General features: G+C 73.7%; 21 protein-coding genes and 2 pseudogenes. 11 read left to right on the top strand and 12 right to left on the bottom strand.

The window, feature by feature from the left end:
* Positions 1 to 53: 53 nt before the first annotated feature.
* Entirely contained in the window at positions 54 to 299 is a 246-nt protein-coding gene (locus tag DMH08_RS01155) for a hypothetical protein (protein ID WP_125611009.1), read from the top strand.
* Positions 296 to 604: pseudogene (locus tag DMH08_RS41350) on the top strand (FAD-binding oxidoreductase); the annotation flags it as partial. The gene DMH08_RS01155 and the pseudogene DMH08_RS41350, both read left to right, overlap by 4 nt.
* A gap of 371 nt (positions 605 to 975) precedes the next feature.
* Here DMH08_RS41350 and DMH08_RS41345 read toward each other — a convergent pair.
* Together DMH08_RS41345 and DMH08_RS41340 are read right to left on the bottom strand one after the other, a co-directional pair.
* Complete coding sequence (locus tag DMH08_RS41345) at positions 976 to 1377, bottom strand: FAD-binding protein (protein WP_233617329.1); 402 nt, start codon at positions 1375 to 1377, stop codon at positions 976 to 978.
* Positions 1347 to 1748, bottom strand: a pseudogene (locus DMH08_RS41340) (FAD-binding protein); the annotation flags it as partial. The gene DMH08_RS41345 and the pseudogene DMH08_RS41340, both read right to left, overlap by 31 nt.
* On the opposite strand from DMH08_RS41340, the gene DMH08_RS01140 reads away from it, so the two are divergent.
* On the top strand, positions 1724 to 2089 hold the full coding sequence (locus DMH08_RS01140) for a hypothetical protein (protein WP_125611006.1): 366 nt from the start codon (positions 1724 to 1726) through the stop codon (positions 2087 to 2089). The pseudogene DMH08_RS41340 and the gene DMH08_RS01140 sit on opposite strands and share 25 nt — an antisense overlap.
* A gap of 43 nt (positions 2090 to 2132) precedes the next feature.
* Here the strand turns inward: DMH08_RS01140 and DMH08_RS01135 are convergent, their stop codons facing one another.
* From DMH08_RS01135 to DMH08_RS01125, 3 genes are read right to left on the bottom strand one after another with little or no spacing between them, the layout of a single operon-like run.
* Complete coding sequence (locus tag DMH08_RS01135) at positions 2133 to 2969, bottom strand: MaoC/PaaZ C-terminal domain-containing protein (RefSeq protein ID WP_125611004.1); 837 nt, start codon at positions 2967 to 2969, stop codon at positions 2133 to 2135.
* Positions 2969 to 4189, bottom strand: a complete 1221-nt coding sequence (locus DMH08_RS01130; protein WP_125611002.1) for an acetyl-CoA C-acetyltransferase — start codon at positions 4187 to 4189, stop codon at positions 2969 to 2971. The genes DMH08_RS01135 and DMH08_RS01130 overlap by 1 nt, the downstream gene beginning before the upstream one ends.
* 58 nt (positions 4190 to 4247) lie before the next feature.
* On the bottom strand, positions 4248 to 4667 hold the full coding sequence (locus DMH08_RS01125; protein ID WP_125611000.1) for an SDR family oxidoreductase: 420 nt from the start codon (positions 4665 to 4667) through the stop codon (positions 4248 to 4250).
* Positions 4668 to 4831: 164 nt separating this feature from the next.
* Here DMH08_RS01125 and DMH08_RS01120 point away from each other — a divergent pair, with 164 nt between their 5' ends.
* From DMH08_RS01120 to DMH08_RS01095, 6 genes are all read left to right on the top strand, one after another.
* Positions 4832 to 5602 carry an enoyl-CoA hydratase family protein gene (locus tag DMH08_RS01120; protein WP_125610998.1) on the top strand — a complete coding sequence of 257 codons (771 nt, stop codon included), beginning with the start codon at positions 4832 to 4834 and terminating at the stop codon, positions 5600 to 5602.
* A 141-nt stretch (positions 5603 to 5743) separates the two neighbouring features.
* Complete coding sequence (locus tag DMH08_RS01115) at positions 5744 to 6937, top strand: ABC transporter substrate-binding protein (protein ID WP_125610996.1); 1194 nt, start codon at positions 5744 to 5746, stop codon at positions 6935 to 6937.
* A 34-nt stretch (positions 6938 to 6971) separates the two neighbouring features.
* Positions 6972 to 7829 carry a branched-chain amino acid ABC transporter permease gene (locus DMH08_RS01110; RefSeq protein ID WP_125610994.1) on the top strand — a complete coding sequence of 286 codons (858 nt, stop codon included), beginning with the start codon at positions 6972 to 6974 and terminating at the stop codon, positions 7827 to 7829.
* Positions 7830 to 7831: 2 nt separating this feature from the next.
* Entirely contained in the window at positions 7832 to 9619 is a 1788-nt protein-coding gene (locus DMH08_RS01105; protein WP_125610992.1) for a branched-chain amino acid ABC transporter ATP-binding protein/permease, read from the top strand.
* On the top strand, positions 9616 to 10401 hold the full coding sequence (locus DMH08_RS01100) for an ABC transporter ATP-binding protein (protein ID WP_125610990.1): 786 nt from the start codon (positions 9616 to 9618) through the stop codon (positions 10399 to 10401). The genes DMH08_RS01105 and DMH08_RS01100 overlap by 4 nt, the downstream gene beginning before the upstream one ends.
* 84 nt (positions 10402 to 10485) lie before the next feature.
* Positions 10486 to 10899, top strand: a complete 414-nt coding sequence (locus tag DMH08_RS01095; protein ID WP_125610987.1) for an SDR family oxidoreductase — start codon at positions 10486 to 10488, stop codon at positions 10897 to 10899.
* A 26-nt stretch (positions 10900 to 10925) separates the two neighbouring features.
* Here the strand turns inward: DMH08_RS01095 and DMH08_RS01090 are convergent, their stop codons facing one another.
* A complete protein-coding gene (locus tag DMH08_RS01090; RefSeq protein ID WP_442778618.1) occupies positions 10926 to 12548 on the bottom strand; it encodes an AMP-binding protein in 1623 nt (540 codons plus the stop codon).
* 110 nt (positions 12549 to 12658) lie between these two features.
* Between DMH08_RS01090 and DMH08_RS01085 the strand changes: the two genes are divergently transcribed.
* Complete coding sequence (locus tag DMH08_RS01085; RefSeq protein WP_051300916.1) at positions 12659 to 13285, top strand: TetR/AcrR family transcriptional regulator; 627 nt, start codon at positions 12659 to 12661, stop codon at positions 13283 to 13285.
* Between the two features lie 20 nt (positions 13286 to 13305).
* Here the strand turns inward: DMH08_RS01085 and DMH08_RS01080 are convergent, their stop codons facing one another.
* Together DMH08_RS01080 and DMH08_RS01075 are read right to left on the bottom strand one after the other, a co-directional pair.
* A complete protein-coding gene (locus DMH08_RS01080) occupies positions 13306 to 14061 on the bottom strand; it encodes a CoA-transferase subunit beta (protein ID WP_233617327.1) in 756 nt (251 codons plus the stop codon).
* Positions 14062 to 14063: 2 nt separating this feature from the next.
* Positions 14064 to 14951 (bottom strand): CoA transferase subunit A, encoded by an 888-nt coding sequence (locus tag DMH08_RS01075; RefSeq protein WP_125611087.1) that lies wholly within the window; start codon positions 14949 to 14951, stop codon positions 14064 to 14066.
* Between the two features lie 131 nt (positions 14952 to 15082).
* Between DMH08_RS01075 and DMH08_RS01070 the strand changes: the two genes are divergently transcribed.
* Complete coding sequence (locus DMH08_RS01070) at positions 15083 to 16210, top strand: NAD(P)H-dependent flavin oxidoreductase (protein ID WP_125610982.1); 1128 nt, start codon at positions 15083 to 15085, stop codon at positions 16208 to 16210.
* On the opposite strand, the gene DMH08_RS01065 is transcribed toward DMH08_RS01070, so the two are convergent.
* From DMH08_RS01065 to DMH08_RS01050, 4 genes are read right to left on the bottom strand one after another with little or no spacing between them, the layout of a single operon-like run.
* Complete coding sequence (locus DMH08_RS01065; RefSeq protein ID WP_125610980.1) at positions 16207 to 17346, bottom strand: acyl-CoA dehydrogenase family protein; 1140 nt, start codon at positions 17344 to 17346, stop codon at positions 16207 to 16209. The two genes, DMH08_RS01070 and DMH08_RS01065, sit on opposite strands and share 4 nt — an antisense overlap.
* A 10-nt stretch (positions 17347 to 17356) precedes the next feature.
* On the bottom strand, positions 17357 to 18361 hold the full coding sequence (locus DMH08_RS01060; RefSeq protein WP_125610978.1) for an acyl-CoA dehydrogenase: 1005 nt from the start codon (positions 18359 to 18361) through the stop codon (positions 17357 to 17359).
* Entirely contained in the window at positions 18358 to 19536 is a 1179-nt protein-coding gene (locus tag DMH08_RS01055) for an acyl-CoA dehydrogenase family protein (protein ID WP_125610976.1), read from the bottom strand. The genes DMH08_RS01060 and DMH08_RS01055 overlap by 4 nt, the downstream gene beginning before the upstream one ends.
* Positions 19533 to 20417 (bottom strand): enoyl-CoA hydratase, encoded by an 885-nt coding sequence (locus DMH08_RS01050; RefSeq protein ID WP_125610974.1) that lies wholly within the window; start codon positions 20415 to 20417, stop codon positions 19533 to 19535. The genes DMH08_RS01055 and DMH08_RS01050 overlap by 4 nt, the downstream gene beginning before the upstream one ends.
* Positions 20418 to 20439 lie beyond the last annotated feature (22 nt).

The raw sequence follows: 20439 nt of genomic DNA, 5'->3' as shown, positions 1-20439 counted from the left end.
GCGGTGCGCACCCCGCGGGTCCCTTGCCGAGAACGGACGTCAGGAGTCGATACGTGCAGCCCGTGTCCTGCCATCTGTGCGGTTCGTGCGTACTGGTCAAGAAGAACAGCCTCGCGCACACCGAGGTCCAGTGGACGACCGACACGAACCGGTGCCTCGAACTGAACGAGCGGGCCGAGCGCGGCGTGCTCCGCGGCACCGTGCCCACCTGCCTGCAGATGCGCGACAGCATCGAGGCGGCCGTGCGCTCCGGGGCGGTTCGGGTGCCCGTCCCGGACCTCGAGGACGGCGGGCCGTGACCGGAACCGGGGCATGCGCGGTGACGGTCGTCGACGTCGTCGAGGAGACCGCGGACGCACGGTCGCTGCTGCTCGCCGCGCCGGACGAGGCGCGCGACCGGTTCGGCTACCGGCCGGGCCAGTTCCTCACGCTGCGGAACCCGGGCGACGGCGGCTCCGGGACGGCCCGCTGCTACTCGCTGTCGAGCGCACCGGGCGTCGACGAGCACCTGAAGGTCACGGTGAAGCGGGTGGCCGGCGGGTTCGGGTCGAACTGGATCTGCGACAACGTCCGGCCGGGTGACACGCTCGAGGTTCTTCCGCCCGCCGGCCTGTTCACGCCGGAACGCCTGGACGGCCGCCTCCTCCTCTTCGCCGGCGACAGCGGCATCACTCCGGTCATGTCGATCATCAAGGCGGTGCTGGCGCGGCCGGAGGGGAGCGCGGGGCCCGGCGGCCGCCCCCCGCGCCGGGCCGGTGCTCTGCTACGCCAACCGCGATGGCGAGGTGAAGATGCTGCGCAACGACGTCCTCGAAGAGGAGGACTTGGCGGAGGGCTGGGTGCTCGGCTGCCAGTCCGTGCCGGTGACCGACGGCGTCGACGTCACCTACGACTGAATGTCCCCGACGACGGAGACCGGGAACACGGGGGCCCAGCGGCGTTCCCGTCGCCGGGCCCTCCCCACGGACCGTCGCGTCACTCCCCGGGGACGGGCCGGGCGGCCGCGTGGCGGGCGGCGACGTAGCCGAAGGCGATGGCGGGCCCGATCGTGGCGCCCGCGCCGGCGTACTCGTTGCCCATCACCGAGGCGGACGCGTTGCCGGTGGCGTAGAGCCCCTCGATCGGGGCGCCGCCGGCGTCCAGGACCCGGGCGTGCCCGTCGGTGACGAGGCCGCCCTTGGTGCCGAGGTCGCCGACGTCGAGGCGGACCGCGTAGTAGGGCCCGGCGCCGATCCGGTCGAGGTTGGGATTGGGCAGCGTCGGGTCCCCGTAGTAGTGGTCGTAGGCGCTGTCGCCGCGGCCGAAGTCCTCGTCGCGGCCGTTGCGGGCGAAGCCGTTGAAGCGCTTCACGGCGGTCTTGAGGGCATCCGCGGGCACGCCGATGCCCCGGGCGAGCTCGTCGAGGGTGCCGGCCTCGGTGACCAGGCCGGTGGCGTACCAGTCCCGGGGGAACGGCTGTCGGCGTCGTGGTCGAAGCCGCCGGTGGCGATGACGGCGCCGCGCCGCGCCCGGACGCGCAGGGTGCGGCCGCCGCGCTCCACCACGGCGCCGGTCACCCGGCCGTCCTCGACGACCAGGTCGGTGAGCGGGCAGTCCAGCCACAGCGGGATGCGGAGGTCCCGCATCGTCAGCCGGAGCCGGACGACGAGCGAGGCGCCGAGCGTCTTCATGTGGCGGCGCCGCACGAGGTTGCCGAGCACCCGCCAGGCGGCGATCCATCGGGATGGCGGAGGGCGCGTACGCCTCCCAGGTCGGGTGGCTGCGGACCCGGCTCGGCGCGTCGTGGAGCGGGTTCTCGCCCGGCACCGACGACTTCGGCAACGCCCGCCTCGCCGCCGCGGGCGTCCCGATGGAACTGCGGCGGCGGATCCGGCGCGACCAGGTGGTGGCCACGCGGCGGGCGGCCGCCGCCGTGGACCATCTGTTCGAGCACTCCGGCGGCGAGGTCGTGCGCCTGGGCAACCCCGTGGAGCAGGCGTGGCGGAACATCCACACCACGCAGGCGCACGCCCTCAACGACCTCGACCGGACCCTGGTCATGTATGTCGCGGGCGAGCTGGCGGTCGACGTCCATCCGCCGATGGTCTGAGACCGCCGCGTCCGGGACGGGGGACAGGGGCAGGTTCGTCACCTCATCCTTCGCCGAACCGCGCCAGCCCGGAGGTGAGCACCGGCGTACCGGCCCTGCCGACCTCGAACGCCGCGCCGCCGCCCGCCACGTCCGCCGCCAGCTCCAGGACGTCCCCGGGGACGACCGGCGCGGTGAACCGGCAGCTCGCGGCGCGCAGATCGGCGGGGTGCGCACCGATGCCGCGCGCGAGGACGAGGAGGCTCGCGGCCATCGTGCACAGCCCGTGCAGGATCGGGCGCTCCTGGCCGATCGCCCGCGCCGCCTCCGGATCGATGTGGATCGCGTGCCGGTCGCCGCACAACCGGTAGAGAGCGGCTTGCTCCGGGAACGTTTCGACCGGCAGCGTGTGGGTCGCGGACTCCCCAGCGGTGCGCGGGCCGCTCGGCCCGCGCTCCCCGCCGAACCCCCCGGCTCCGGGCGCGAAGATGGACCAGCGGGCGACGAAGCACGCGCTGTCCACCCGGACCTCGAAGACGGCCGCCGAGCCCTTGTCCCACACGGCCTCCACCGCCGCCGACATCGTCAGCTCGCCGCTCGGCGGCAGCGGAGCCAGCACCTCCAGACGCTGCGCGCCGTGCAACCCGCGCGACGTGTCGAACGCGCCCGCCGCGCCCAGCGCGTCCGGTCCCCACTGGGCGAGCGTCAGCCCGAACGTGGGCAGCGTGCGGAGCCGCTCCTCGTGGACGAGGTCGAGTTCGCCGGCCTTCGCCCCGACGGCCAGCGCGTACAGGATCGCGTCCCGCTCGGTCCACGCGACCGTCCGCTCGCCGAGGGAGCGGCCCGCCCAGTCGCCCGCGTTCGTCACCGCGTTGTCGGCCGCCGTGTCCCCCCGGCCCATCAGGACGTCCGCTCCAAGATCAGCGCCATGCCCTGGCCGCCCGCGGCGCACATGGTGACGGCGCCGAACTGCCCGTCGCGGTGGCACAGCCCGTTGACCAGGGTGGTGATCATGCGGGCGCCGGTCATGCCGAACGGGTGGCCGAGTGCGATCGCGCCGCCGTGCGGGTTCACCGTGTCCGGGTCCAGGCCGAGGTCGTCGCACACCGGGAGGACCTGCGCGGCGAACGCCTCGTTGATCTCGACGATGTCGAGGTCGGACGTGCTCAGCCCGGCGTGGTCGAGGGCCCGGGTCATCGCCTCGGTCGGGCCGAGGCCCATGATCTCCGGAGAGAGCGCCGACACCCCGGTGGAGACGATCCGGGCCAGCGGCGCCAGCCCGAGGTCGCGGGCCCGCTCGTCCGACATGACGACGAGGGCGGCGGCGCCGTCGTTCAGCGGGCAGCAGTTCGCCGCGGTGACCGTCCCGTCCGGGCGGAACACCGGGGCGAGCCCCGACACCCCCTCGGCGGTCACGCCCGGCCGCGGGCAGTCGTCGCGGGCGACCACCGTGCCGTCCGGGAGGACGACCGGGGTGATGTCGATGTCGAAGAACCCGTCGGCGATCGCCTTCTCCGCCAGGTTCTGGCTCCGCACCCCGAACTCGTCCTGACGCTCGCGGCTCACGCCGCGCAGCACCGCGACGTTCTCGGCCGTCTGCCCCATGGCGATGTAGGGGTCGGGGAGTCCGCCGGCGTCGCGTGGATCGGTCCACGGGGGAGCGCCCGCGGTGGAGCGGGCCTCGGTCCGGGCCGCCGCCTCGGCGTACCGCGGGTTGCGGGTGCCGTCCATCCCGTCCGCCTTGCCCTTGCCGAACCGGGAGACGGACTCGACGCCGGCGGCGACGAAGGCGTGCCCCTCGCCGGCCCTGATCGCGTGCAGCGCCATCCGGGTCGCCTGCACGCTCGAGGCGCAGTACCGCTGCACGACCGTGCCGGGGACCCCGTCGAGGCCCGCACCGACGGCGACCTGCCGCGCGATGTTGTAGCCCTGCTCGCCCGCGGGCTGCGCGCATCCGACGACGATGTCGTCGAGGGACGCCGGGTCCAGGGCGGGGATCTGCGCGAACGCGGCGGCGAGCATCTGCCCCAGCAGATCGTCCGCGCGGACGTCCTTCAGCGATCCCTTGAACGCCCGGCCGATCGGTGACCGGGCCATAGCGACGATGACGGCTTCGGGCATGACTACCTCCAATGAAGAAACCTGTGCCGGCGGAGCCGGGGGTAGCGGACCGGGCCGGTCAGCCGGCGCCGTAGACCGGCTCGGGAGCGGGGGAGCCGCCGATCAGGCCGCGCAGCGCGGCGCCGGCGTCCGCGGCGTCCCACCGCCGGTCGCGGTCGGAGACGGGGCCGTGCCGCCAGCCGTCCTCCAGGCAGATGCGACCGCCCTCGACCTCGATCACCCGGCCGGTCACGTCCGCGGACTCCTCGGCGGCGAGCCGGGCCACGACCGGTGAGACGTTCTCGGGCGCCATGGCGTCGAATCCGCCGCCGGTCGCGGCCATCTTCTCGGCGAACGCCTGCTCGGTCATCCGGGTCCGGGCGGGTGCGATCGCGTTGGTGACGCCGTAGCGGCCCAGTTCCTCCGCCGCGACCAGGGTGAGGGCCGCGATCCCGGCCTTGGCGGCGCCGTAGGTCGCCTGGCCGACGCTTCCCTGCAGGCCGGCCGGTGCAGATTCCGTTCACTGTCTCTCCTCGTCCTCGATGTGCGCCGACGGTCCGCTCGGGAGGCGCGGGGGCGGGGCGCACCGCGATGCTAAGTTACCTAACAAACATTTGACCAACAAGCGTGCCCGCAGGTCGGCGCGCCGGAGAGGGGCAGGGCATGGGCATCGCGTCGGAGACGAAGGACGGCGTCCGCGTCATCACGATGGACTTCCCTCCGGTCAACGCGCTCCCGGTGGCGGGCTGGGGCGACCTGGCCGCCGCCGTGGACGAGGCGGGCCGTGACGAGGACACCCGGGTCGTCGTGCTCAGGGCCGAGGGCCGCGGCTTCAACGCGGGGGTGGACATCAAGGAACTGCAGCGGACGCCCGGATTCGAGGCGCTCGTCGGGGTCAACCGGCAGTGCTACGCCGCGTTCAAGGCCGTCTACGAGTGCGCCGTCCCGGTGGTCGCGGCGGTGCAGGGCTTCTGCCTCGGCGGCGGTGTGGGACTGGTCGGGAACTCCGACACCATCGTCGCGTCCGAGGACGCCTACTTCGGGGTGCCCGAGGTCGACCGCGGCGCGCTCGGCGCGGCCACGCACCTCGCCCGGCTGGTGCCCGTCCACCTGCTCCGCACCCTCTACTACACGAGCCGGACGATCCCGGCCCGGCAGCTCGTGCAGTTCGGCTCGGTCCTGGAGGTGGTGCCGCGCGAGCGGCTCGACGACGCGGCCATGGCGGTGGCCGGGGAGGTCGCGGCCAAGGACACGACGGTCGTCCGGGCCGCCAAGGAGGCGCTGAACGGCATCGATCCCGTGGACGTCAACCGCTCCTACCGGTTCGAGCAGGGGTTCACGTTCGAGCTCAGCCTGTCGGGGGTGGCCGACCGGCACCGGGACGCGTTCGTCGCCACCGGTGAGCCGCTGAAGGGGGACCAAGCGCGCTCCTGACGCGGGAGGCCGGCGCCGCCGCCGGACAGGCCGACGCCGCGATGCTCCCTTGACGTGTGATCCAGGTCATTTTACGCTCCCGAGGCTAACAAATGTTTGTTTTAGCCGCGGACGCGGCGGACGGGCGGAGGACCGGGAGATATGAGGCGACGTTTCATGGCGGCGGCCGCGGCCGCCGCGAGCGCGGCGGCGTTGCTCGCCGGATGCGGGAGCGGGGCGGGCGGCGGCGCCGGCGGCCCCTACCGGGTGCTGATGACCGCGGGGCTCAGCGCCCAGGGGACGCTGGCGGGCAACGCCGCGACGTCCGTGCTCGCGGTGAAGGCCGGTGTCGCGGCCGTCAACGAGGCCGGCGGCGTCGCCGGCCGCGAGGTGGAGCTGACCGTCGTCGACGACGAGGGCAACCCCACCACCGCCCTCACCAACATCCGGAAGGCGATCGCCTCGGACCGGCCCGACGTCGTCATCAACGCCGGACCGTCCCCGGTGACGGCCGCGACCCTGCCCGTGCTCGGGCAGCACGAGATCCTCTCCTTCAACATCGCCCCCACGGCGGACTCGGCGGATCCGAAGAAGAACCCGCTCAACTTCGACCTGACCGGCAACCCCGAGGACTACATCCGCGGCTTCGTCCCGTACCTGCGGGAGAAGGGGTACAGGTCGGCCGGGATCGTGCACGGCGGCACGGCCAGCGGTGTCACGTTCGCCGAGCAGATGGAGCCCGCGCTGGAGAAGGCGGGCATCACCGTGGCGGGGAACGAGGAGTACGACCCGGCGGCGCTCGACATGACGCCGCAGCTCCAGGCGCTGAAGTCGCGGAACCCGGACGTGCTGATCATGGACGGCTACGGGGCGCCGGTCGGGCACGTCCTCAAGGGCGTCGAGAAGCTCGGCTGGGACGTGCCCATCGTCGGCAACAACTCGGTGAGCGCGACCGGCCTCGTCTCGACGCCCCCGCCCGGCGGCGTCCTCGGCACCGCCCAGACCGAGAACCTCGTCATGCAGGTCTACACGAGCACCGTGCGCGATCCGGACGACACGGCCGTGAACGACGTCGTCGCGGCCATGGCGGGGCTGGGGAAGATCGAGTCCACGCTCATCATGGCGACCAACTACGACGCGCTGCCCCTGATCGCCGCGGCGGCGGCCGACGCCGGCCGCTCCGACGACCCCAAGGCGCTCGCCGAGGCGCTCGAGAAGCCCGAGGTGCAGCGGGCGGCCAAGGTCGTGATCATCGGTGGCTACCACTTCCGGCCCGACTCCCACGGGCCCAACCTCACCGCCGAGGACTTCGACTTCGTCGCGCCGGCACCGGTCGAGAACGGCCAGTTCACGTGACGGGGCCCGGGCGCGCCGGCGGAGGCGGCCGGCCATGACGATCATCTGGGGCGGGCTGGCGCTCGGCGCGGTGTACGCGCTGGTCGCCATCGGCTACAACATCGTCTTCATCTCGTCGAAGACGTTCAACTTCGCGCAGGCGCAGCTGATGATGGTGGGCACCTTCGTCGCCTACACCGGTCTGGTGACGCTGCGGCTCCCGGTGGCGGTGGTGGTCCTGCTCGCCACGGCCGCGGTCATGCTCGTCGCGGCCGTCGAGGAGCGGCTGGCCGTCCGGCCGGTCGAGGACCCCGAGACGGTGCTGGTCACCACCCTCGGCGCGGGGGTGCTCATCAACGGCCTGACCCAGGTCGTCTGGGGCGGGCAGCCGCTGGCCGTGCCGTTCTTCGGCGGCGACGGGGTACTGGAGCTCCTCGGCGGACGGGTCTACCCGGTGGAGATCGCGCTCATCGTCGTCGCCGTGGTCCTGGTCGTCCTGTTCGGCTGGTTCGCCCGCCGTTCTGTCACCGGCCTGACACTGCTCGCGATGGCCGAGGACCGCGAGGCGGCGATGCTGCGCGGGGTCGACGTCCGCCGGCTGGCCTTCGGGGCGTTCGCCGCGTCCGGGGCGCTCGCCGGGCTGCTGGGCGTCTTCGTGGGCCCGAAGACCTTCGCCGTCGCGACCCTCGGCGCCTCGCTGGCGCTCAAGGGCTTCGTCGTCATGGCGATCGGCGGATTCGGGTCGATGCCCGGCACGCTCGTCGGCGGCCTGGTGGTCGGGCTGGCCGAGGCGCTCGCCGCCCGCCATCTGGGCAGCGAGTTCGCCGCGATCTCCGTGTTCGCCGTGCTGATCGCCATCCTGCTGGTCCGGCCGTCCGGGCTGTTCGTCCGCACGCGGGAAAGGCTGGTGTGACGATGGGCCTCTGGCGGGGACTGCGCGCCCTCCCTACCTGGACCGTGCCGGTGCTCTGCGCGGCCGTGCTCCTGCTGCTCCCGGCGTTCGGGCTCGGCTTCTCGGCCACCCGGCAGATCCAGCTCGCCTGCATCCTGGCCCTCCTGGTCAGCGGGCTCAACCTGAGCCTCGGCTACGCCGGGGAACTCGCGCTCGGCCAGGCGGCCATGTACGCCGTCGGCGCCTACACGGCCGGTCTGCTCTCGGTGGCCGGGCACACCGACATCGTGCTGCAGCTCGCCGCCGCCGGCCTGGCGGTCCTGGCGGTGGGCGTGCTCACCGGGATGGTCGGGCTGCGGCTGGGGAGCTGGTCGCTGGCGATGACGTCGTTCTTCCTGGTGCTGATCGTGCCGGACGTCCTCGCCGTCTTCGACGACCGCACCGGCGGCCGGAACGGGCTCAGCGGCATCCTCGGCCCGACGCTGTTCGGCCGTCCGCTGGGTCCGACCGAGGTCTACCTCGTGATCGCGGTGGTGCTCGTCGCCTGGTTCGCGGTCATGCGCAACATCGCGACTTCCCGGCACGGCGTGGCGCTGCGGGTGCTGAAGCAGAGCCCCGTCCTGGCGTCGTCCATGGGGATCTCGGTCTTCCGGATGAAGCTGCTGGCGTACGCGCTGGGCGCCATTCCGGCGGGCCTCGCGGGCGCCCTCTTCGCGAACCTCGACCTGTACGTCTCGCCCGAGGCGTTCGGCTTCGTGCTCGCCACGACGATCCTCGCGGCGGCGATCCTCGGCGGCGTGACCAGCGTGTACGGCGCGCTGGCCGGGGCCGCCATCATGCAGTTCGGGCCGAACCAGTCCTCGCGGTTCCAGGAGTACGCGCTGGTCTTCACCGGCGCCTTCCTGATCATCGGCGGAGTCCTGCTGCGCGGCGGGCTGGCGGCCCCGGCCCGCCGCGCCGTGGCGCGCCTCGACCGGGCCGCGGGCATCCGCCCCCGGCCCGGGGCCGGTGCCGCGGAGGCGGACGTCCCGCGAATCCGCGGGACGGAGCTGGTCGTGGACGGCGTCACCAAGTCGTTCGGCGGCAACCGGGCCCTCGACGGGGTGAGCTTCCGCGCGGAGCCGGGGCGGGTGACCGCGCTGATCGGGCCGAACGGCTCGGGCAAGACCACGCTGCTCAACATGGTCTGCGGCTTCTACCGCACCGACTCCGGCCGCATCCTCCTGGACGGCGCGCGGCTGGACGGGTCCGCCGCGCACCGGGTGTCGCGGGCGGGCGTCGCGCGGACCTTCCAGACGCCCGGCGTCCCCGACGGGGTGACGGTGCTGGAGGCCGTCGCCGCGGGCCGGTACTCGGCGGACCGGGTGTCCGTTCCGTCCGCCGTCCTGCGGCTGCCGCGGTTCCGCCGCGCCCGGCGCGCGGACGTCGCGGAGGCCGAGCGCATGCTCGCGCTGGTCGGCATGGCGGAGCTGCGCGACGAACCGGCGTCCTCGCTGCCCCTGGGCATGCGGCGCCTGCTGGAGGTGGCGAGGTCCCTCGCCGCCTCGCCCGGGGTGCTGCTGCTGGACGAGGCCGCGTCCGGGCTGGACGAGGACGAGGTCGGGCGGCTGGCGGAGCTGATCCGGCGGATCCGCCGGGCGGGCGCGACCGTGGTCCTGGTCGAGCACAACTTCCGGCTCGTCCTGGACCTCGCGGACGACATCGTCGTGCTGGCGCACGGCCAGGTCGTCGCGCACGGGCCGCCGGCGGAGATCGAGACGAACCCGCGGGTGCTCGCCGAGTACCTGGGGGCCACCGAGGGGGTGTCATGACGGACGAGTCCCCGTACGCGTCCCCGCGGGAACCCGTGCTGCGGGCGCGCGGGCTCGCCACCGGGTACGGCGATCTGCGGGTGGTCTGGGACGTGAGCCTGGACGTGTGGCCCGGTGAGCTGACCGTGCTCCTCGGGCGCAACGGCGCCGGCAAGACGAGCACGCTGCGGGCCCTCGCCGGCCTGAACACGGTGTCCGGCGGGACGGTCGAGCTGGACGGCGCCGACGTGACGCGGACGCCCGCGCACCGGAGGGTGCGGCGCGGCCTGGCGTACGTGCAGGAGGGCAAGCGCGTCTTCCACCGGCAGACGGTCGAGCAGAACCTCATCGTGGGCGGCTGCACGCGCCGCATGTCGCGGTCGGCGCTGCGCGGCGAGGCCGACCGGGTCTACGAGATCTTCCCGGTGCTGGGCGAGAAGCGGAACGTGCTCGCGGGCGACATGTCCGGCGGGCAGCAGCAGATGCTCGCGATCGGCCAGGCGCTGATGGCGGCGCCGAAGGCGCTGATGCTGGACGAGCCGTCCGGCGGTCTCGCGCCGGTGGTCGTGGCGCAGGTCATGGAGCAGGTGGCGCGGCTCAAGGAGCACGGCATCGGCGTGCTGCTGGTGGAGCAGGCGCTCGAGGCGTCGGTCCGGGTCGCCGACCACATCGTCGTCCTCGACATGGGACGTGTGCTGGTCGGCGTCCGCAAGGACGAACTGGACGACATCGCCACGCTGCGCGAGGCGTACTTCGGCGGGCGGGCCCGGCGGCCGCCGGAGCATTCGCCGACGGAGCCGTGAGGAAGGAACGAGAGTTGGCGTTGCAGATCGATCTCGCGGGCCGCGTGGTCCCGGTGACCGGGGGCACCCGGGCGGCACGGCCGCATCGACGTTGCCGTGAACAACGCCGGTGGAGCGCCCTTCACCGGGTTCGCCTCGGCGTCCCCCCGCTTCCACCGCGGGGTCACCGATCTCAACTTCCTCGCGGGCGTCTTCGTGGCGCAGGCGGTGCACCCCGTGATGAGCGCGCAGGACTCCGGAGGCGTCGTCCTCAACGTCACCTCGATCAGCGCGCGGCGGCCGAGCCCCGGGACGGCGGTGTACGGGGCGGTAAAGGCCGCGCTGGAGAGTGTGACCCGCAGCCTCGCCGTCGAGTGGGCGCCGCGGATCCGGGTCGACGCCGTCAGGCTCGCCGCCCACATCACCGGTGCCGTCCTCAACGTGGACGGCGGCGGCGAGTGGCCGGCGTTCCTCCGGCACGCGCCGGGCACCGAGAAGCCGCCGGGATCGGCGCCCTGAACGCGGGCGGGGGCCGGGAGCGGGCCTCAGCCGCCGTCCGTCCGGGCGGCGGCGGCCCGCTCCCGCAGCACCGTCTTGAGGATCTTGCCGGCCGCGTTGCGCGGCAGGCTCGCGGTGAGGACGATCTCGCGGGGCGCCTTGAACCCGGCCAGCCGGGCCCGGCAGTGCGCGACGAGCTCGCCGGGGTCGGGCGCGGCCCCCGGACGGGCGACGACGTGCGCGACCGCGACCGAGCCCAGGCGCGCGTCGGGGCGGGCCACGACGGCGGCCTCGGCGACGCCTGGGTGCGCGGCCAGGACGTTCTCCACCTCGGCCGGGTAGACGTTGAAGCCGCCGACGGTGAACATGTCCTTCAGCCGGTCGGTGATCTTGAGGCAGCCGTGCTCGTCGAGGCGGCCGACGTCGCCGGTGCGCAGCCAGCCGTCCGGATCGACGGCGGCGCGGGTGGCCTCCTCGTCCTCGAAGTAGCCGAGCATGGTGTTGCGTCCGCGGACCAGGATCTCGCCGTCCTCGCCCGGCGCCGCCTCCGTGCCGTCGCGCCCCACCAGGCGCAGCTCCACGCCGTCGACCGGCGGCCCGGTCGTCTCCGCGACGTGGCGCGGGTCCTCGTTCGGGCGGGACCGGGTGACCATCATGCACTCGGTCAGCCCGTACGCCTGGGCCACCTGGTCGAACCCGAGCTCCTCCCGCATCCGGGTGAAGAGGGTCTCCGGGACGGTCGCCGCGCCCGCGGTGGCGAAGCGCAGCGAGGACAGATCGTGCTCCGCCAGCCGGGGGTGCGCCAGCAGCGACAGGAACAGCGTCGGCGTCCCGGGCATCACGGTGATGCGCTCGCGCTCGATCAGCTCCAGCAACCGGTCGCCGTCGAAGACCGGAACCGGGTGGACGGACGCTCCGGCGGTGAGCGCGGTGATCACCCCCGCCTTGTACCCGAAGCCGTGGAAGAAGGGGTTGACCACGGCGTAGCGGTCGTCCGGGGACAGGTTCGCGCCCGCGGCCCAGATGCGGGCGACGTCGACCGTCTGGCGGTGGGCGCTCATGACGCCCTTCGCCCGTCCGGTCGTGCCCGACGTGTACAGGATGTCGCACAGGTCGTCGGGCCCCACCCGGTCGGCGGCCTCCCGGGCGGCCTCCGACGGGACGCCGTCCCCGGCGGCGAGGAAGTCCTCCCAAGGCAGCGCGCCGGCGGGCGCCCGCCCGGCGGGCACGTCGATGACGGTCTCCAAGTGCGGCAGACCCGGAACGGGGCCGGTGTCTTCTGCGGCCTCCTCGGCGGCCGCCGCCCGCAGCATGCCCACGAGGTCGAGGTCGAGGAAGCCGTTCGCGGTGACCAGCGCGCGGGCGCGGGAGCGCGCGAGGATCGCCGCGGCCTCGTGGCCCCGGTAGCGTGTGTTCATCGGCACGACGACCGCGCCGACGGACTGGGCGCCGAGCAGCGCGACGACGAACTCGTACCGGTTCGGCATCCAGATCGCGACGCGGTCGCCGGACCGGACGCCGGTCGCGAGGTAGGCGCGCGCGGCTTGTTCGACGAGTTCTGCCAGGTCGCGGTACCGCAGGCGCACGTCCCCGTCCACGACGGCCGGGCGCGCGCCGTGGTCGCGGACGGCGTCGCGGAGCATTCCGGGGACGGTCGTCGACGGGCTCACGGCGTGCATGTCACTCCAGGGGTGCGGGGCGGATGCGGTGTCCGGTCGCGCCGTGCGCGACACTGGACCACCGAACGAACAAATACTTGGTCAACCAGAGGGAGACGCAGATGGCGGTGGCGAAGGCGGGCGGCCGGGCGCCGAAGAAGGAGGCGGTCCGGGCGGACGGCATCGACAGGCGCGCCCGCCTGCTGGCCGTCGCGGCCGAGCTTTTCGCGACCAAGGGCTACGCGGCCACGACGGTGCGCGACATCGCCGACAACTCCGGCATCCTGGCCGGCAGCATCTACCACCACTTCAGCTCCAAGGAGGCCATGCTCGACGAGGTCCTCCGGGACTTCCTCTCCCGGCTCTACGAGCGGTTCTCCGAGATCGAGCGGCAGGGCGACGACCCGCGGGAGGCGCTCGGCAAACTCATCCGCGTCTCCTTCGACTGGATCCACGAGGCCCCGCACGCGGTCGCGGTGTACCAGAACGAGAGCGACAACCTGATCGGGCAGGAGGGGTTCGCCTACGTCGGCGACTACAGCCTGAAGATCGAGCACATCTGGCTGCGGGTGCTCACCGCGGGCCAGACGTCCGGGGTGTTCCGCCCGGACCTCGACATCAAGGTGTCCTACCTGTTCGTCCGCGACGCCATCTGGTCGTCGGTGCGCTGGTACCGCCCGGGCGGGCAGCTGACGCCCGAGAGGCTCGCCGACGAGTTCCTCGCCCTGGCCCTGAAGGGCCTGCTCTAGGGGCGCCCGCCGCCCTCCGCTCAACCGGCGACCTCGCGCGCCCGCGCCGAGGACGGGTCGATCACCTCGCGGATCAGCCGCAGTTCCTCGGGCGTGGGCGCGCGGGTCTCCGTCGCGTCCGCCCCGTCGATCGCGAAGCCGGTGTTCCGCCGGACCTCCTCGACGGTGACGCCCGGATGCACCGACCGGATGCGCAAGGCTCCGTCGGGGGCGTAGTCCAGGACGGCGAGGTCGGTGACGACGACGCCGAGGTCGTGGAACCGCAGCGCCGCGCCCCCGGCCGCCCGCGCCCGGTCGTTGCCCACGCCGGACACGATGTCGACGCGCTCGACGAAGACCTTGGGCGAGTGGCGGGCCACCCAGTAGTTCGTCCGGTGGTTCACGGTGTTGCCCGGTGCGCCCCGCACGCCGATCAGCTGCCGCTTGGGGCGGCGCCAGTCGCCGATCGCGGAGATGTTCTGGTTGCCGTACCGGTCGAGCTGGCTCGCCCCCATCATGCTCTGCCGCCGGCCCGACTGCAGGACGTCGAAGACGCCGCGGAACGGTACCCACGCCTCGATCACGCCGCCGTGGGCGGCGGTCCGGCCGAGCGGCGGGGGCTCGCTCATGAAGAACGCCTCGCCGTCGGACAGCACGAGGTCGGGGGAGTGGGTCAGGCGGGCGAGGCGGGCGCCGATCACCGGGACGGTGCCCACGGCGTGCGCCAGCACCTCCCCGGCGCCGCGCCACGAATCGGACGCGGCGGCGATGCAGACCTCGGCTCGGGTGAACTCCACGGTCAGGCGCTCCTCTCGTTCGCGCCGGACGCGGCGGCGGCCGCGCGGCTCTCGACGGCGGCGCGGTAGCCGTCCTCGCCGGTGCTCAGGTACGTCTCCTGGAAAGCCCGCCAGGCGTCGGGGTCCTTGGCGGCGGTGGCGTACTCCTTCTGGAACGCCTCGTCGCGCTCGTAGGCGGGGGCGCAGGACGTGAAGTGGGCGCCGCCCGGCGCCTCGATCACGCCCGTCACGTACATGCGGCCGACGAGGAGCGACTGCACCGGTGCGGCGCGCCCGTCCGCGCCGGGCGCGAGCAGCCGCTCGGTCGGCACGACCTCCTCGCAGCTCAGGTAGCAGCGGTCCGCGCCCATGGCGTACAGGTCGTCGAAGTAGGGGTCCGGGCCGAGGTACTGCCCGTTGCCCGCGGCGTCCGCGCGGTCGAGGTGGATCAGCGCGGCGTCCGTCCGAAGCGCGGGCATCGCGACGTACTCCTCGTCGGAGTAGGGGGAGGCGACGGTGCGCAGGTCCGGGTTCATGGTGAGGACGTCGGAGGCCAGGCCGGCGCGCGTCGGCAGGAAGTCGAGCCGCTGCGCGGCGGCCCGCAGGCCCGCCACGTACATGCCCTCGTCGTACTCGGCGATCTCGACGGCGCCGCTCTCGCGGGCGGCGCGGAAGTGCGGGTCGAGGGGGATGCTGTCCAGCGACACGAAGCCGTAGACCAGCTTGCGCACCTTTCCGGCCGCGCAGAGCAGCCCGACATCGGGGCCGCCCAGGGTCACGACCGTGAGGTCGCGCACGTCCGTCCGCAGCAGTGCGCGGACGAGCGCCATGGGCTTGCGGCGCGAGCCCCAGCCGCCGATGCCGATGGTCATCCCCGATTCGATCGTCCCGGCGAAGTCGTCCAGGGACATCGTCTTGTCCGTCAACGTGGTCGGTCCTCCTCGGTCTTCGGGGACGCCCGGTGCTTGCCGGTGCACGTCGCGTCCCGCATACTCGTCGGACAGTATCAAAACAAACATTTGTTAGAGAGGGAAGGCCCCGTATGGCACAGCAGCCCGCCACGGCCTCGCCGACGCCCGACGAGAACGGCTCCGGGACGCGGAGGCACCCCGCGCTGAGAACCCGGGCGACGGAGCTGTTCGGCGTCGAGTACCCGATCGTCCAGACCGGCATGGGATACGTCTCGGACGCCCGCCTCACCGCGGCGACCGCCGAGGCCGGGGGGCTCGGCGTCCTCAGCGCCGGGCTGCTGTCCTACGAGGAGCTGTCGCGGGCCATCGACGATGTGCGGTCGCGCACCGACCGGCCGTTCGGCGTCAACCTCCGCGCCGACCAGCCGGACGTCGTCAAGCGCGTCGACCTGCTGATCCGCGAGAAGGTGAAGGTCGCCTCCTTCGCGCTCGCCCCGCGCGAGGAACTGATCAAGCGGTGCAAGGACGGCGGGCTGGTGGTGATGCCCTCCACCGGCGCCCGCCGGCACGTCGAGAAGGTCGCGGCCTGGGGAGCCGACGCCGTCGTCGTGCAGGGCGGGGAGGGCGGCGGGCACACCGGACAGGTCCCGACCAGCCTGCTGCTGCCCCAGGCCCGCGACGCGGCCGGCGACATCGTCGTCCTCGGCGCGGGCGGCTTCTTCGACGGCCGCGGCCTGGTCTCGGCCCTCGCCTACGGGGCCGACGGGATCGCGATGGGCACCCGCTTCCTCCTCACCACGGACTCGCCGGTGGCGCAGGTCGTCAAGGAGGAGTACCTCCGCCGCGGCGTCGACGACACCGTCCTCACGCTGCAGATCGACGGGGTGCCGCAGCGGGTCGTCCGCGGCCGCACCATCGACCGGCTCGAGCGCGGCACCGCCCCCGGCCGCCTGCTGCGGGCGGCCGGGAACGCCGTCGCCTTCCAGCGGATGTCCCGGACGCCCTGGAAGGAGATCGTCCGCGAGGGCCTGGCCATGAAGCGCAACCACGGCCTGAGCTGGAGCCAGGTCGTCATGGCGGCCAACGCCCCCATGCTCTACCGGACCGCGCTCCTGGACGGACGTCCCGACATCGGCGTCATGGCCACGGGGCAGGTCGTCGGCCTCATCGACGACCTGCCGAGCTGCCGCGAGCTGATCGCGCGCATCGTCGACGAGGCCGTCGACGTCCTTGAACGCCTCGAGCGCGGCGGGCGCTAGGGTCCCGCCGGGGCGGCCCCGGCCGCCCCGGCGGAGGCGGGCGCAAGCCGGCGCCGATGCTCGTGCGGCTGCCCGAACAGCTGCGACGTCGCGTGCGCCCGCTTGAACAGCATCTGCGCGTCGTGCTCCCAGGTGATCGCGATCCCGCCGTGCAACTGGACGGTCTCCGCGGCCACCGCGTTCAGCGCGTCCGAGCACCACGCCTTCGCCATCGCCGCCCGCTCCCCGAAGTCCGGTGCGTCCCGGGACACGGACCAGGCCGCCGCCCAGGACAGCGTCCGGGACGTCTCCACGTGCACGAGCATGTCGGCCATCCGGTGCTTGAGCGCCTGGAACGAGCCGATCGGACGGCCGAACTGCTCGCGCTCCTTGGCGTAGGCGACCGTCATGTCGAGACCGCGCTGGGCCGCGCCGACCTGCAGCGCGGTGACGGCGACGGCCGCGACGTCGCGCAGCCGGGCGAGCAGGCCGCGCGCGTCCGCGCACAGCGGGCGCGCGGGAGCCGCGTCGAAGTCGATCCGCGCGAAGCGCAGGGTCAGGTCCAAGCCGGTCACGGGGGTGCGCCGGACGCCGCCCGCGCCGGGATCGACCTCGTACAGGCCGACCCCGCCGGTCTCCCGCGCGGCCACGACGAGCAGCACGTCGGCTTCGGCGCCGTCGAGGACGAGGTGGGACGTCCCGCTCAGCGCGGCTCCGCCTCCGACGTCCGCGGCCCGCACGTCGGAGCCGTCCGGGCGCCAGTGCCCGTCGGAGGAGGCCCAGGCGAGCGCCGCCAGGGACGTGCCCGCCGCGATGCCGGGAAGCAGCCGCGCGCAGGCGCCGACGTCGCCCGAGCGCAGGACCGCCTGCGCCCCCAGGACCGCCGAGCCGAGCAGCGGGGACGGGGTGAGGGCGTAGCCGAGCCGCTCCAGCACGACGTGCGTTTCGAGCAGGGAGAATCCTGCTCCGCCGTACTCCTCCGGGATCGCCAGGGCGGCGGCGCCGATCTGCTCGCAGAGCGTCGACCACAGGTCCGGATCGTGGCCGCGCGGGCTCTCCACGGCGCGGCGGACGGCCGCGCCGTCGCCGCGCCGCTCCAGCAGGGAGCGGACCGCGGCGTCGAGCGCGGCCTGCTCTTCGCTCAGTGCGAAGTACACGAGACCCTCCTCAAACGGACGAGACCGGGGCCGCGGGCGCGGCGGTGACGGCGGCGAGCACCCGGGACCGGTGGAACCCGGCGGTGCCCCAGGCGGAGACGAGGGCGCGGATCTTCGTGATCCACAGGCCGAGGTCGAACTCCTCGGTGTAACCGATGGCGCCGTGCGTCTGCAGCGCGGTGCGGGACGCGCGGTACGCCGCCGCCGATACCGCCGTCTTGGCCGCCGACACGTCGCGGGAGGCGTCCGCCGAGCCCGCGCCGAGCGAGACGGCGGCGCCGTACAGCAGCGGACGGGCGAAGTCGAGCGCGACGCGGACGTCCGCGAGCGCGTGCTTGACCGCCTGGTACTCGCCGATGGCCCGCCCGAACTGCCGCCGGGACCCGGCATAGCCGACCGAGTCGGCCAGCACGCGTTCACCCGCCCCGAGCAGCTGGGCCGAGCAGGCCAGGACGGCCAGGTCGAGCGCTCGCGAGGCCCGTTCGGGCTCCAGAGTGCCCAACTCCTCTCCCGGGTGCGCCTCGAAGAGCAGGCGGGAGCGGTCGACGGACGTGCGGGCGGCGCCGGTCCGCGCCGCGCTCAGCGCCGTCCCGTCGAGCAGCAGCACCCGGTCGGCCGCGTGGGCGTCGAGGGCGAGCGGCGCCAGCGGCGGCGCGGCGGCGGTCACGACGGTGCTCCCGTCGGCGATTCCGGCCAGGGGCGGCCCGCCGGGGACGGCGCCGAGCAGCGCCGGCGCCAGGACCGCCGACTCGACGTACGGTCCCGGCACCGCGTGGCGTCCGAGGGCCTCGAAAGCGACCACGAGGTCGGCGGGGTCGGCGTCCAGCCCGCCATGGGAGCCGGGCACGCACAGGGCGGTGACTCCCAGGTCGGCCAGCCGCTTCCACAGCTTCATGCCCGGCCCGGTGTCGCCGTTCGCCCAGCTCCGCGCCACGGTCGGGACGCGCGCGCCGGCGAGCAGGTCGTCCAGCGCCCGGGAGAATGCGCGCTGCTCGTCGCTCAGGGCGAACCTCATCGGCGTCCTTTCGGCAGGCCGAGCAGGCGCTCGGCCACGATGTCGCGCTGGATCTCGTTGGTCCCCGCGTAGATGGGGCCCGAGAGCGCGAAGAGGTAGCCGTCCATCCAGGCGCCGCCGCCGGCCGCGCCCGCGTCGCGCAGCTCCGCCCCGGAACCGAGCAGGTCCAGCGCGGTCTCGTGCAGCCGCACGTCCAGCTCCGACCAGAAGATCTTGTTGACGCTGCCGTCCGCGCCGACGGAGCCGCCCTCCGCGATGCGGCCGACGGTGCCGAACGTGTAGAGGCGGTACGCCTGGGCGGCGATCCACGCGTCGGCGACGTCCCCGCCGAGCGTCGCCGCCTCCGGCGCCGCCGCGTCCGCGCCGTGCTCGCGCCACAGGTCCAGGAGCCGGTCGGCGGCGGCGCAGAAGCGGCCGGGGGAACGCAACGAGAGGCCGCGCTCGTTGCCCGCGGTGCTCATCGCCACCCGCCACCCCTCACCGGGGGCCCCGAGGACGTCGGAGTCGGGCACGAAGACGTCCTCGAAGAAGATCTCCGCGAAGCCGGGATGACCGTCCAGCTTGTGGATCGGGCGTACGGTGATGCCGTCGGCGTCCAAGGGGAACATGAAGTAGGTCAGCCCGCGGTGGCGCTGCGCCTCCGGATCAGACCGGAACAGGCCGAAGCCCCGGTGCGCGAACGCGGCCCGGGAACTCCAGGTCTTCTGCCCGTTGAGCACCCATCCGCCCCGAGACTCGTCGCGGGCGGCGGTGCTGCGCAGCGCCGCCAGGTCGCTGCCCGCTTCGGGTTCCGACCATGCCTGGGCCCAGATCTCCGTGCCGTCCGCCATCGGGCGCAAGTAACGTTCCTGCTGCTCAGACGTGCCGTACTCGAAGAGGATGGGCGCCAGGAGCGAGATGCCGTTCTGCGCCACCCGGGCCGGGCCGCCCGCGCGGTAGTACTCCTCCTCGAACAGCACCCACTCGAGGAGCGAGGCGTCGCGGCCGAGGTACTCCGCCGGCCAGGACACGACCGACCAGCGGCCGGCGGCGAGCGTCGCCTCCCATTCGCGGTGCGCCTCGAAGCCCTCGGCGGTGTCCATGCCGGGCAGGGGGACCGGCGGGACGTGCTCGCGCAGCCAGGCGCGGGCCTCGTCCCGGAACGCGCGCTCGCGGTCGTCCAGGTCGAGGTTCATCGGCCGTTCTCCGCGTTCGAGTCGCGCATCTTGCGGGCGTCCATCCCCGCCAGCGAGTCGACGCCGACCTCGGCGTTGTGCGCGTGCGCGGCGTGGTGCAGGCCGAACACCGAGTCCATCCCCGCCCGCATGCCCTGGAGGTCCTCGGCCTGGTTGATCGCCTTCTTGGTGAGCGCCAGCCCGAAGGACGGCATCTGGCCGATCCGCTCGGCGAGCGCCAGGGTCTCGGTCTCCAGGTCCGCGCGCGGCACCACGTGGTTCACCATGCCGAGGTCGAGGGCGCGCTCGGCCGAGACGCGGTCGCCGGTGTACAGGAACTCCTTCGCCGCGCGCGGGTTCATCACCCACGGGTGGGCGAAGAACTCCACGCCCGGGATGCCCATGCGCACCACGGGGTCGGCGAAGAAGGCGTCGTCGGCGGCCACGATGAAGTCGCAGGACCAGGCCAGCATGAGCCCGCCGGCGATGCAGGCGCCCTGCACCATCGCGATCATGGGCTTGGGGATCTCCCGCCACCGGCGGCACATGCCGAGGTACACCTCGGACTCCCGGGCGATCCGCCGGTCGACCCCCTGCCTGCCGGTGTGGTCCCACCAGATCACGGCCTTGCGCTCGAAGGACTCGTCGACGTCGCGGCCGGGGGTGCCGATATCGTGCCCGGCGCAGAAGTGCTTGCCGTTCCCGGCGAGCACGATGACCTTGACGTCGTCGTCGTCGACCGCCCGGGTGAACGCGGCGTCGAGGGCGTAGGTGACCTTCGAGTTCTGGGCGTTGCGGTACTCGGGGCGGTTGAGGGTCACGATCGCGACCGTCCCGCGCCGCTCGTAGGTGACGACCTCCTCCTCGGTTCGTCCCCCGGCGGCGTTCTCCGCGTTGCTCATTCCGTCTCCCGATTCCTGTCCG

This window comes from Actinomadura sp. WAC 06369, from assembly GCF_003947565.1.
GTDB classification, from domain to species: Bacteria; Actinomycetota; Actinomycetes; order Streptosporangiales; family Streptosporangiaceae; genus Spirillospora; species Spirillospora rifamycini.
This window is presented reverse-complemented; position numbering and strand designations above follow the sequence as displayed.

Bases quoted from the DNA above. Each gene is read 5' to 3' on its own strand.
- DMH08_RS01140 (WP_125611006.1), top strand. From the start codon at position 1,724: ATGGCGGAGGGCGCGTACGCCTCCCAGGTCGGGTGGCTGCGGACCCGG.
- DMH08_RS01135 (WP_125611004.1), bottom strand. From the start codon at position 2,969: ATGGGCCGGGGGGACACGGCGGCCGACAACGCGGTGACGAACGCGGGC.
- DMH08_RS01130 (WP_125611002.1), bottom strand. From the start codon at position 4,189: ATGCCCGAAGCCGTCATCGTCGCTATGGCCCGGTCACCGATCGGCCGG.
- DMH08_RS01120 (WP_125610998.1), top strand. From the start codon at position 4,832: ATGGGCATCGCGTCGGAGACGAAGGACGGCGTCCGCGTCATCACGATG.
- DMH08_RS01115 (WP_125610996.1), top strand. From the start codon at position 5,744: ATGAGGCGACGTTTCATGGCGGCGGCCGCGGCCGCCGCGAGCGCGGCG.
- DMH08_RS01110 (WP_125610994.1), top strand. From the start codon at position 6,972: ATGACGATCATCTGGGGCGGGCTGGCGCTCGGCGCGGTGTACGCGCTG.
- DMH08_RS01105 (WP_125610992.1), top strand. From the start codon at position 7,832: ATGGGCCTCTGGCGGGGACTGCGCGCCCTCCCTACCTGGACCGTGCCG.
- DMH08_RS01100 (WP_125610990.1), top strand. From the start codon at position 9,616: ATGACGGACGAGTCCCCGTACGCGTCCCCGCGGGAACCCGTGCTGCGG.
- DMH08_RS01085 (WP_051300916.1), top strand. From the start codon at position 12,659: ATGGCGGTGGCGAAGGCGGGCGGCCGGGCGCCGAAGAAGGAGGCGGTC.
- DMH08_RS01075 (WP_125611087.1), bottom strand. From the start codon at position 14,951: ATGTCCCTGGACGACTTCGCCGGGACGATCGAATCGGGGATGACCATC.
- DMH08_RS01070 (WP_125610982.1), top strand. From the start codon at position 15,083: ATGGCACAGCAGCCCGCCACGGCCTCGCCGACGCCCGACGAGAACGGC.
- DMH08_RS01060 (WP_125610978.1), bottom strand. From the start codon at position 18,361: ATGAGGTTCGCCCTGAGCGACGAGCAGCGCGCATTCTCCCGGGCGCTG.
- DMH08_RS01055 (WP_125610976.1), bottom strand. From the start codon at position 19,536: ATGAACCTCGACCTGGACGACCGCGAGCGCGCGTTCCGGGACGAGGCC.
- DMH08_RS01050 (WP_125610974.1), bottom strand. From the start codon at position 20,417: ATGAGCAACGCGGAGAACGCCGCCGGGGGACGAACCGAGGAGGAGGTC.